This is a genomic window from Pseudomonas rossensis (assembly GCF_039888995.1).
GTDB lineage: Bacteria > Pseudomonadota > Gammaproteobacteria > Pseudomonadales > Pseudomonadaceae > Aquipseudomonas > Aquipseudomonas rossensis.
Genome location: NZ_JBBWCB010000154.1, coordinates 1 through 12,327 on the forward strand (window position 1 = coordinate 1; position 12,327 = coordinate 12,327).

General features: G+C 58.5%; 5 protein-coding genes and 1 pseudogene. 1 reads left to right on the plus strand and 5 read right to left on the minus strand.

Features of this window, described 5'->3' with window-relative positions; all coding sequences use genetic code 11:
- A partial coding sequence (locus WLY71_RS26370) for a cadherin-like domain-containing protein (RefSeq protein WP_347805886.1) occupies positions 1-3,075 on the plus strand: 3,075 nt, incomplete at its 5' end.
- Positions 3,076-3,407: 332 nt separating this feature from the next.
- On the opposite strand, the gene WLY71_RS26375 is transcribed toward WLY71_RS26370, so the two are convergent.
- The 5 genes and pseudogenes from WLY71_RS26375 to lapG form a co-directional block, all read right to left on the minus strand.
- The gene (locus tag WLY71_RS26375) at positions 3,408-5,969 is read right to left on the minus strand and encodes a hypothetical protein (protein WP_347805887.1); all 2,562 of its coding nucleotides are present in this window, start codon (positions 5,967-5,969) and stop codon (positions 3,408-3,410) included.
- Between the two features lie 127 nt (positions 5,970-6,096).
- Positions 6,097-6,471: pseudogene (locus tag WLY71_RS26380) on the minus strand (EAL domain-containing protein); the annotation flags it as partial.
- Between the two features lie 181 nt (positions 6,472-6,652).
- On the minus strand, positions 6,653-9,271 hold the full coding sequence (locus WLY71_RS26385) for a YncE family protein (RefSeq protein WP_347805888.1): 2,619 nt from the start codon (positions 9,269-9,271) through the stop codon (positions 6,653-6,655).
- A 185-nt stretch (positions 9,272-9,456) separates the two neighbouring features.
- Entirely contained in the window at positions 9,457-11,397 is a 1,941-nt protein-coding gene (lapD, locus tag WLY71_RS26390; RefSeq protein ID WP_347805889.1) for a cyclic di-GMP receptor LapD, read from the minus strand.
- A 22-nt stretch (positions 11,398-11,419) separates the two neighbouring features.
- Positions 11,420-12,127 (minus strand): cysteine protease LapG, encoded by a 708-nt coding sequence (lapG, locus tag WLY71_RS26395; RefSeq protein WP_347805890.1) that lies wholly within the window; start codon positions 12,125-12,127, stop codon positions 11,420-11,422.
- Between the last annotated feature and the right edge of the window lie 200 nt (positions 12,128-12,327).

Here is a 12,327-nt window from a genome sequence, read left to right on the forward strand (position 1 = left end):
CCCGGGGCGACCGATGTGTTCACCTACACCGTGCGCGATGCCGACGGTGACCAAAGCACCACCACCATCACCATCGACGTGATCAACAGCAGCATCCAAGCGGTCAGCGACAGCGACGTGACCGTGTACGAAAAAGCCCTCGACCTGAACCAGGACGGTCAGGACCTGGCGCCCGGCACCGTCACCGGCAGCCTGCCGGGCAACACGGGCGAAACCGCCAATGGCACGCTGGTCGGCTCCGTCACGGGCGCGGCCGGCGCAATCACCTACACCCTGGTCGGCAGCGCCACCGGTACCTACGGCCAAATCCTGCTCAACCCCGATGGCTCCTACACCTACACGCTGACGTCGGCGCCGAGCACCACGCCGCAGGCGAACGACGGCGCCAACACCCTCAGCGAAAGCTTCACCTACAAAGCCACCGACGCCCTGGGCAACAGCACCACCAGCACCATCGTGGTCAACATCGTCGATGACCTGCCGACCGCTCATGCCGACGAGACGTCGGTCGCCGAAGGCGGCACCGTCAGTGGCAACGTGCTGTGGAACGACGTCGGCGGCGCCGATGGTCTCGCCGCAGGCGCGGTGGTCGGCGTGCGTGCCGGTTCAGACACCTCGACCTCGGCCGTTGGCGGCCTCAACAGCCAGATCAATGGCACCTACGGTTACCTGACGCTGGACGCCAACGGCAACGCCGTGTACCACAGCAACCCGAACGCCGTGAGCGGCCCCGGGGCGACCGATGTGTTCACCTACACCGTGCGCGATGCCGACGGTGACCAAAGCACCACCACCATCACCATCGACGTGCACAACAGCTGCATCACAGCGGTCAGTGACAACGACGTGACCGTCTACGAAAAAGCCCTCGACCTGAATCAGGATGGCCAGGATCTGGCGGCCGGCACCGTCACCGGCAGCCAGCCAGACCGCACGGTTGAAACCGCCAGCGGCACCCTGGTCGGCTCGGTCAGCGGCGCCAGCGGCGCGATCACTTACACGCTGATCGGCAGCGCCACTGGCACCTACGGCCAAATCCTGCTCAATCCCGACGGCACCTACACCTACACGCTGACGTCGGCGCCAAGCACCACGCCGCACGCCGACGATGGCGCGAACACCCTCAGCGAAAGTTTCACTTACAAAGCCACCGACGCCCTGGGCCATTCCACCACCAGCACCATCGTGGTGAACATCGTCGATGACCTGCCGACCGCCAACCCCGACGCAGCCTCGGTAGCGGAGGGCGGCATCGTCAGTGGCAACGTGCTGGTGAACGACTTCAGCGATGCCGATGGGGTTGGGGTGGTCGGCGTGCGTGCCGGTTCAGACACCTCGACCTCGGCCATCGGCGGCCTGAACAGCCAGATCAATGGCACCTACGGTTACCTGACGCTGGATGCAGCGGGCAACGCGGTCTATCACAGTAACCCGGACGCCGTGAACGGTCCCGGTGCGACCGACGTGTTCACCTACACCTTGCGCGATGGCGATGGCGACGAGAGGACCACCACCATCACCATCGACGTGAACAATAGCTGCATCAGCGACAACGACCAGGCCAGCTCGGTGTTGACGGTCATTGCGAACGCGCCACCGGTGGCGGTTGATGACCACATCATCACCAACGTGCTGTCGGGCAGCATTGTGGTGCCGGGCGAGTTGCCGCTGGCCAATGACACCGATCCGAATGGCGATCCGCTGACCGCTTCGCCGACCACCGTCAGCACCGGTTGGATTGCCAAAGGCGCGGATTTCACCGGCACCCATCAAAACTTCAGCTTCACCGGCGGTAACGCGCAGGCGGTGACCCTCGCCCGCAGTGCATTCGTCGCCAACACGACAGCCATGACGGCGGTGTTGGTAGTCAGCGGGGCGCTGGGAGCGGTCAACAACCCCCACGATGAGGACCGCATCACCGTCGACCTCAAACAGGGTGAAACCCTTAACCTGGATCACAATCTGGCGGCCGGTCATGTCGCCATGGAGTACTCCATCAACGGCGGCGCATGGATCGCCCTCGCGGACGGGCAAACCCTCACTGCAACGTCGGATAGCACCTACCAGATCCACATCACCAACATCGACAACGGTGGTCCGGGCAACAGCGGGAAGGGGGCGGAAAACTACCAACTGACCATGACCGTCAACTACGCCGGTGCCCACGACATCACGCCAGATGCCCACGGCACCTACACCGCCCACGACAGCCATGGCGGCAGCGACAACGCCGCCGTGACCATCACCTATCAGGACGGCCACACCCTAACCGGCACCGCGGGCGATGATGTACTGGTGGCGGGCACCGGCAACAACGTGATCAATGCCGGCGACGGCAACGACGTGCTCACCGCCGGTTCCGGCAACAACGAAATGCACGGCGGCGCCGGCAATGACTTGCTGTACAGCGGTGCGGGCAACGACCTGCTCGACGGCGGCACCGGCGTCGACACCACGAGCTATGCCCACGCTACGGCCGGCATCACCGTCGATCTGAACCTGCTCACCCCGCAGAACACCGTGGGCGCCGGGACCGACACCCTGACGGCGATCGAAAACCTGACCGGCTCCAACTTCAACGATTCCCTGACGGGCGACAACAACAGCAACATCATCAACGGCGGCCTGGGTAACGACATGCTCAACGGCGGGGGCGGCGATGACTTCCTGATCGGCGGCCTGGGCAACAACACCCTCACCGGCGGCAACGGTGCCGACACCTTCCAGTGGCTCAAAGGCAACAGCGGCCACGACGTGGTCACTGACTTCACGCCGGGCATCGACAAACTCGACCTGTCGCAACTGCTGCAAGGGGAAAACGGCACCGCGGCGTCGCTGGATGACTACCTGCACTTCAAAGTCACCGGCAGCGGCGATTCACTGGTCACCAGTATCGACGTCAGCGCCATGGCTGGCGCCGCGCCGAATCAAACCATCGACCTGGCGGGTGTGAATCTGGCCAGCCATTACGGCGTAACGCCGGGGGCGGGTGGGGTGATTGCCGGTGGCCCCGATACGGCGACCATCATCAACGGGATGCTCAATGACCATTCGTTGAAGGTGGATACCGTGTGATCTGAAACGACAAAACCCGCCATCCCTGTGGAAAGGGATGGCGGATTTTTTGGTGTTTGTGGGTTCGTCGTTCAGTTCGGAATCCATCCCTCACCCTCTCCCAGAGGGAGAGGGGACTGACCGTGCGTGGCTTATGAAACACACTCAAAAACCTGAGTTCCACGCGATTTTTCAGGTCGATTTAACTCGACCAAACAACTTGGGCCGGTAAATAAATGCGTCCACTTATCCTCCTGGCCGAAAAACTGCCGCCGAAATGCTGCAGACCCATGCGGTAACCGGTGTTGAGCGGGCTGTTCAAATTAAATAGTCCATTCTCTTTTTTCAGATAATTACAAGGCACCGAAGGAAAAATTATCCATAAACAAATAATCGTACGCGTGACACTCCATCGATCGGATATGACGTCCTGGGGGCGCTGGAAAACTAAAAGAACCGAAATCAGTGGGGTTGTACGTTATTTGTGAAACTGGCTTGTCAAAACCGTCCAGATAGACAATGGTGATGGGTCTGTGAACATATATCAGATGAAATGAAATACGCGAATAGTTACTCCAGAATTTTAAGCGAACCAGTTGATATCCCGACTCGACTGCATGGCATAGTCCGAGAGCTCTACTGGCGGATGTGTCAAATATTCCGCAGGAGTCATTGCCATTGACCAGTGTCACTCTCATGCTTTGAAGGTCGAAAGATCCGCCACGGCTGATTTTATACAATGGAGCGCTTTGAAAGTTTTCGCTGAAGACTTTAGTTCCTACGATAACGGTATAAGGTGGGGCCGAGACTGGTTTATCTCCATAGTTACCTCTGGCCGTGAGATTACAAGTGCCTAACGGTAGCGTAACCGAACGTTCCCATTGACCATTAACGTCGGTATCTACTGTAGCAATTAGAGCGCCATTGTTTAAAATTTCAATTTCTTGTTTGATGCTCCCGGCCCCCTTCACTGTCAAGACACTATCAGTGGTTCTCTCATTACGGTTTACTGGTACACCTTGGAGATCATTAATAATCGTGATGATCGGTTGCATTAGCTCGAGGTTTTTGACCCTGTAGATCTTGTTCGGAAACTTTGTGGCAGTCTGTGCATCGAGCACACCGTTAAAGTTCACTCGAAAGGTAAGGGTCATTTCACTGCCATCCTTAAGCGTTTTTAACCACGCTATCGGTATAGGCCTGATCAAGCCTGGCAATATGTTGTGATGTTCACCCTTGAGATCCTCATAAAAAGTAGCGCCGCCATCGGCATCAACCCCTTCATACCGCAACCAGACGTTCTGCCCCAGCACCTGATGCGGCCATTCGCCTACCCGAAGCTGATCCGTGTCCTGCAGTTGGGTGATGTCCAGTTCGCTATCTGGCGCGCGGTCGATGGCCGGAGTCGGAAGACTCGGATGGCCATCCGGGATCGTGCCTACGGAAGCCGTCAAGATCGGTGACGGCGGCAGCGGTTTGCCGTCGCGGATCAGCAGATAACTGAGCTTGACCTGTTTACCCATGTTCGCCGCGATAAAAGCCTTGGTCAGCGCGAAGTTGGCGCGGCTATTGGCGTTGAGCGGTCTGGTGGTAAAGGCCGGAGAGCCCGCACCGGGGGCGCCTTCGACAATGAGTTGTACGGTGTCGCCCTTGCGATAACCCAGCACCTCCACTTGACCGTTGGCACCTTGCAGATTGGCGGCGTTCAGCGGGTCGAGTAAGCCATTGACGGACTTCTGCAACCTTGGAGGTTTCAGATCCGGCAGCCCTTCACCGATGACCTGTGCCGAGGCCACTCTTGAACTGCCCTGCACAGTGCCATTTCTGAGCAACTGATACGTCGCTGTCACCACGCTGCTGGCAATCACCTGGTCGTTGGCCACTTGCAGAACGCAAGGTTTCTTCTGCCCGAATTCGTCCGCTTCCACGATACCGGACACCGCCACCACCACGTCGGGCTGGCCGGTGACTGTCGCGGTGTAGGTCGCATTGAGGGTGTCGCCCGGCAGGAAGCGATGGTCGCTGGTCAAGATGATCAGCAACAGCGAATTCCTACCCAGTTTTTCCAGGTCAATGATGCCCGGTTCGTCCGTCGGGTCGTTCTGGATTTCCCGCAGGATGGGCGTCGGTAGACGACTACCGGTCAGGTCCACGTCGACGAATTGCGTTGCAGACCAGGGCGAGTCGGTGTCCGGGCCATTGCCGAGCTGGTCGGTGACGGTGTAGGAAAACTTGAACTGAGGATGGTCCTTGGCATTTTCCAGATCGGCGCGCGTCAGTGTGAAACACACCGTGACCGGTTCATCCGAACCCGGTTTTGGGGCTTGCAGCGTGGTGACGGTGTGGAATACATCGTGGCCATTGCAGTTCAGGCGAATGCGGTCGTAAGCCCGGCAATACGGGTAAGACACGCACACTTGAGCACCCGCGACGGGGAAGTCCGAGCCGACGCCATGCTTGATTGCATCGGGCAGCAACAAGTCCAGCCGCGAGTGGCCGTCTTCTCCCGGATTAGTGTCTTGATCACCAGGCCGGATGGCGTTGTACAACAACTCCAGTGGTGGCTGGGAAGTGCCTATGTTCTGGCTGTTGCGAGTCACTGAATATGTGAGGCGGTTGGTGATGTCGGGAAGCAGCAGCTTTTTCGGAATGTACAGGGTGGTGGTGCTGATATCGGACGTCGTCTGCTGGCTGTCGATGCCGGGTTGGCCGTTGAGATTGAGGGTGACGGTGTCACCCGGTTGCTGTCCCAGATACGGATCAACCGCAACAGTGGCCCCCATGGGGGCCAGGTCATAAATCCGCAATGGCACACCTGCATGTGCACCCACGACTGGAACTGTGGCCTCGGGAAGCCTCGGTGCATACAGCACCAGCACAGTGTTTTCGAGCGCTTCGGTTAGATCGACGGTCATGGGAGGTTTCCTTGCCTGAAAAGGCGGAAATGGGGGAGTGATGCGGTATCAGACACCCGGCAAGGACAGGCTGACTACTGTCATATATGACAGGTCAAGGCAGGTTTAAGACGAACGGTCATGCCCCTCACATCGGCTCCGGCGGCCCAATCAAACGTCCCATCACCCCAAACAACCCCAACTCCCGGATCACCTCCAACTCCCCCTTGGTCTCCACCATCTCCGCAATCAACGGCAAATCATTGCTGTTGGTTGCCCGAAAAATAGCCTCGATGAACAACCTTTTATCACTCTGCTCATCAATGTGACGGATGTACGCACCGTCGATTTTCAAGTAAGCCAGCCCCAGTTGAGTCAGGTTGCCGATCTGGCCGAAGCTGCCGCCGAAATGCTGCAAACCGATGCGGTAACCGGTGTTGAGCAGGCTGTGGCTCAGGCGTTGCAGTTCTTCCTGAGACGGCAGTTGGCGTTCGTCGATTTCCAGAATCAGCAGGGGAGCGAGCCCGTTCGCGAAGAAGCCCGACAGACCACCGCAAAACTTGCCTCCTGAAATGCCACAGGCAAGTCTCATATCGCGCTAGCCCTGCGAATCGACGTTATCCAGCCTCCGATTCACCGCCAGCTCACCAATCCCCATCCGTCGTTCCAAACTGCTGGTTCTGGACTTATCGTGGTCTGCTTCTTTAATTCCCAACTACCCAAACATTGTTGTCAAAGTAATTGCAGATATAGACGCGAGTGCTGTCCGAGCTGAAGGCTACACCTGTGGAGTTGAGGCCGCCCGGGATGCGACGGACGTTAAAGGTCGTGGTATCGACTATCACGACGGCCTTGCCGCTAAACCACTCACTAGCACAGAGCGACTTGCCATCCGGACTGAGTGCCAATTGCCACGCGCCAAATCCGATTGGGATGTTGTGAATGACTGCATGGGTAATGGCATCGATCACCACGAGCAGGCTGCCGTCTGTCCTGACGGTATAGATGCGATTGCCGTCCCGGCTGACCACTATGCCGTGCGGATTGGACCCAACCCCAATGTTGCTGATCACTGAGTAAGTACTCGTATCAATCACCGAGACCGTCCCGCCGTTGCTGCCGACAGTGCCATTGCCATTCGCGTTGGCGGCATAGACACGACTACCGTCCGGGCTGACGGTAACTTCACTTGCATTGTTTTGAAGCACCAAGGTCTGGAGAGTCTCGAAGCGAGCCGTTTCGACTACCGTCAGCCTGCTGTTGGGGAAACCGGTAAAAGGATAAGTGCCACCACAAATATAGGCACGAGAGCCATCCGGGCTTATCGCAACGCCAAATGGAGCAAAACCCGAGAACGAGACATTGCGAATAATGTCGAGGCTGGTGGTATCGACTACGGTCAAAACCTGGTTAAGAGAATCAGCGCCACCCCGGGTGATATAGACGCGGCTGTTATCCGGACTGACTGCAACACCGAACACATTTCTCCCTAGTGCGATGGAGCCCATCACTTGGTGAGTGGAGGTATCAACCACCGTGAGTGCACCATAGTTAGCAGGATGTGAAGAACTGACGACATAGGCTCGGGTGCCGTCGGGACTAATTGCGATGTTGTAAGGGTAGGGAATTCCCGGGATGGTCCCCGCGGATGTCTGTGGTGTGACGGTCGCAACGCCAGTCACGGTCTGGTTTCCATGCAGAGCAGTCAAGGAATAAGCGCCGGGCACCGTGTGCCCCTTCACCCCGTTTACAGTGATCTTTCCATCTTTGTCGGTGACGAAGCGGCGGCTGCCCCCGACGTTGTCGCTGAAAGTAAAATCTTTTGGCAAGGACAGTTCGACGGTTTCGTCAGGTAGATCCACGCCATTCTTCGCCAGCGCCAGCCTGACTGTAAACCGGCCTGCCGGGGCGAGTGTGTAGGGGTCATTATCAAAGGTCAGGGTCACTACCGGGGCCGAAATCCTGAGCCGCAACTCGGGTGAGGGCGTCAGCGATCCTTTGCGGATCAGCACCCAGCGCAGTCTGAGGTTTCTGCCCTGATGTGCCTTGAGCAACTCGGGGCTTAGCGTGAAGTTGGCGCGTTTGTTCTGGTTCAACTTGACCGTCGCAAACTCCGGTGTGCCTGGAAGTGCATTGAGCGCCTCCAACCGCGCTTCGTCGCCCTCTTGAGCGGTCAGGTGTTCGACTCGCACCTTCACCCCTTCCGGATAAAGAGACGATTCAATCGGGTTCTTGGCCGGTGCCACCAGAAACGGTGCCTTCAGCTCAATCTGTGCATTGCCTGTCACCATGACAGGGGTTGAGTAAGAGCGTCCCAGTTCTCGGCCATTTCTCAATTGCTTGTAGTACACCCATATCTGCCAACCACTTGCGGCGGCAAAGTAGCTATTGTCCAGTGACAACTCGGGAAAGTCCGGGACAATTTTCACCTCCTTTGCCGTCACAAAAGTTACGTCCTTGCCCTCCGCGTTCCGGTAGGTGCAGGTCAGTTCCAGTGTGTCGCCTGTGGCCCATGGCGTGCGGATATGTACCTTGGCGACCACTGGTTGACCATTGAGTTCACCCAGGTCGATGGTGTCAGGCCCGTGCTGGGGGCTGAGGACGGGTTTGTCGAACCAGTCACCTTTGAGGTTCATCCACAGCGGGATACTCACCGAATACGGTTCTGGGGCAGGACCGTTGCCGATCCAGTCCTTGACCGTATAGGAGAAGGGAACTCCCGTCCCGTCGCCGGCGGCGACAAGAGCGGCATGATTCACCAGAATCGGTAGCGGATTCTGGTAGGACGTTTGCGCCGCTTCTTCGACGCTCACACTGTGTTCGATGACATGACCGTTGCAATTGAACAGGATCGTGTCGAACGCCCTCATCAACGGATAAAACACGTAAAACCAGACCCCGCGTTTCGCCAGCTCCGGCCCTACGCCGTACTTGGCGGCGTCCTCGACCTCGATCATCAATTGCGAATTCACGCCATCGCCCGGCTGGTCGTCCCGCCCCCCCGGGCCTTCCCGGTGAAACCATGCCGGCAGGTCGTCAGAGGTGCCGATGTTCTGCGAACCGTTGGTGATGGTGTAGTGGATTAGGTTCCGGCCTTCGCGAAGATAGTCGGCGGAGATTTTGAGCGTGGCGGGTTTGTGTTCATCTCCAGGGTTCAGGTATGTGTGGAAATCGACCTTCAGCTTGTTCACATACAAAGTGATGGTCTGGCCCTGCTGGCTACCGGTAAAAGGGTCCACAATCGCGGCGTATCCGGAGTCGGTCTTTGCGAGAATCGGGATGCCGCAATGCGCGTTGATCCCTTCAGGCACGGTGGTTTCCATGCCCTCAATCCTGACCAGATCCAACCTGAGAATCTCTGCAGCTGTCATGACCTCACTCCCTGCTCAAGGCGCCCACGAGTTAGAAGCAAGGGCGACGATGAGCGTCATGACACCTGATGTCGGGTGATTTGCCTACTGTCAAATATGACAGGTCAAGGCAGGTTTAAGACGAACGGTCATGCCCCTCACATCGGCTCCGGCGGCCCAATCAACCTTCCCATCACCCCAAACAACCCCAGCTCCCGAATCACCTCCAACTCCCCCTGCGTCTCAACCATCTCCGCAATCAACGGCAAATCAATGCTGTTGGTCGCCCGAAAAATAGCCTCGATGAACAGCTTTTTATCACTCTGCTCATCAATGTGACGGATGTACGCACCGTCGATTTTCAAGTAAGCCAGCCCCAGTTGAGTCAGGTTGCCGATCTGGCCGAAGCTGCCGCCGAAATGCTGCAGACCGATGCGGTAACCGGTGTTGAGCAGGCTGTGGCTCAGGCGTTGCAGTTCTTCTTGAGGTGGCAATTGGCGTTCGTCGATTTCCAGAATCAGCAGGGGGGCGAGTTCGGGCAGCGATTCGAGCATGTCGAGGATGTGTTGCAGCTGCGCTGGATCGCGCAGGGTGCTGCCGGACAGGCTTAACGCCAGGGGCCAACGATTGACGATGAGGTAGTCGAGGGTGGCTTCGAGTATGGCCAGGTCGAATCGGGCCGACCAGCCGAGTCGCTCGATCCACGGCAGGAAGTGCCCGGCGGCAATGGCCTCGCCCTGTGGGTCGAGCAGGCGTGCGAGAACTTTGTGATGCAGCACCTGACTGGTGTCGGCGCACTGCACGACGGGTTGGAAATACAGCTGCATCTTGCCTTGGTTCAGAGCGTCGTCGATCCACGTTTGCCAGTCGTTTTGCGACGGGGTAGGCGCGGTGTTGGAGTCGGTCAAGTGGACCCACGGGCGCTCGGGATGTTGCCGGGCTTCGGTCAACGCCTGATCCAGTCGCAGCAGCACGTCACTGGCCGGCTCACCGGGGTGGTAAGCGGCGATCCCCAAATGCGCCACCGGCATGGAGTCGCTGGCGCCGGTCAGGCGCAGGTTTTCCAGGGTGGCGCTGATTTCGCAGGCCAGGCGTGCGGCGTCGGTGCTGTCCAGGCCTGGCGTCAGCAGGCTGAATTCACCACCACGATTGCGCGCGGCTAGCCAGGTGCGACGTTCCGGTGGCTGGGTCAGGCACTTGAGCAGTTCGCCCACTGCGCTGATCAGCGCATCGGTGCGCTGGCCGCCCAAGCGTTGGTTGAGACCGACCAGATCGTTGATTCGCAGCATCAGCAAATGGCCGTCGCTGCTCTGCTCGGAGACCAGCAACTCGTCGGCCAACTCTTCATCCAGCAAGCGTCGATTGGCCAGGCCTGTAAGGCTGTCCTGATAGGACTCGACCCGCAGTTTTTCACTGCGTGCGACCTCTTCGGCGAACAGCGCCTTGAGCTTCTCGACCATCTGGTTCATGGCCAATACCACGCGTTTCAACTCCGGTGTGCGCGGCAGTTTCGGCAGGCTGAGGAACTCGCGTTTGCTGATGGCTTCGGCTTGTTTGACCATCGTGTCGAGTGGACGAAATTGCCGGCGCAGCAACCAGCCACCAAACACGGCACTGAGCAGGCCGCACACCAGTAACCAGATCAGGCTGCCGAGGGTGCTGTCCCAGAGTTTGGCCAGGGCGAACTGCGGATTGCTCAACACTTCGACCCGTGCCGCCTGTACCCAGCCGCGCATGATCAGCGCTTCGCCACCGGGTGGGTGCAGGTTGACCAGGCTCACAAACCAGGCGGGAACGCCCTCGATTTGCCCCGGCGCACTGCGCTCCACCAGCACCTGCGCATCCTCGATGTCGATGATTCGAATGCTGCTGAAATAACCGCTGTCGAAAATCGAGCTGACCATCAAATCGATCATGGCCGGGTCATCGATTTGCGCCGTCAACGACAAACCCAGCGCGGTGGCGGCGTCCTGGGCGTGGGAGCGCAACTGGCCGAGCATCTGGTCGCGAGAGCTTTCCAGGCTGACAAAAAAACTGCCGCTGAATGCCACCAGCAAGAACAGGCAGATGGCGAGAAACAACTGTTTACGCAGTGACATAAATCGCTCCTTGCTCAGGTGGCTAGCCGTCGCCCACGGCGAACCCTTCAGCCTGCATCTTTTTTAGTACGTCCTGCCAGCGCGACAGTTTTTTCGAGTCGCTGCTGCGTTTGCCGCCATTGGCTCCCGGCAAGTACAGGCCTTCTGCGTTGAAGGCGTACACCGGCAGCAAGTCTTTGCGTTGGGAGGCGGGGCGGACCTCGCCGATCAAGTTGTCCAGCACCAGCGGATCGGCCGTGGGGCTGTTGTAGAAAGTCAGCACCATGTGCGCCTGGTTCTGGGTCAGGGCTTTAACGTAGGTGATGCGTAGTTTTTCGCTGGGAATTCCAAGGTGGCGCAGGCTGAAGTATTTCGCCAGTGCGTAGTCCTCGCAGTCAGCGGCACCCTTGATCAGGGATTCGACGGGCGTGGCCCAGTAATCGGTCTGACGCCAGATGCGGGTGTCGTCCAGAAAGTTCAGTTGCTGATTGAAGAAGCGATTGACTGCGTTCAGTTGCTCGCGCTCGGGGGCGTTGACTTCGCCTTGCAGCATCTGACTCCAGGCCTCGATCCGTCCCCGTCCCGGGCCGAGGGTGCCGTAGCGATCTTCGGCGGTTTGCAGAATCTGCGTAAAACTCCAGTTGGCCCCGACACTGCCCAGCCCGGTCAACAGAAAAGTGATCAGCAACAGCCATCCGCCGAACCGAAGTCGGAGCGTTGACCATCCTGGACTACGCGGACTGCGGGACATGTCTGGCCGCTCGGGTGCAGATGCCTGAAGTCTAGGCGGTGTTTTCAGCCAGGCAGGACAAATCGTCGGGTTGGTACGCGGACTTGTAATTGGATGGACTCGCCCAAGCCGAGGCGTCAATGCGCCACGGTGGCAGTCTAATCAGCCAACGACAGCGAGGGCGAGTCCATGAAAAAGCATACTTCGATTGATCAATCCCT

Coding starts and splice junctions, on each gene's coding strand:
- WLY71_RS26375 (WP_347805887.1), bottom strand. CDS start 5,969: ATGACCGTCGATCTAACCGAAGCGCTCGAAAACACTGTGCTGGTGCTG.
- WLY71_RS26385 (WP_347805888.1), bottom strand. CDS start 9,271: ATGGAAACCACCGTGCCTGAAGGGATCAACGCGCATTGCGGCATCCCG.
- lapD (WP_347805889.1), bottom strand. CDS start 11,397: ATGTCACTGCGTAAACAGTTGTTTCTCGCCATCTGCCTGTTCTTGCTG.
- lapG (WP_347805890.1), bottom strand. CDS start 12,127: ATGTCCCGCAGTCCGCGTAGTCCAGGATGGTCAACGCTCCGACTTCGG.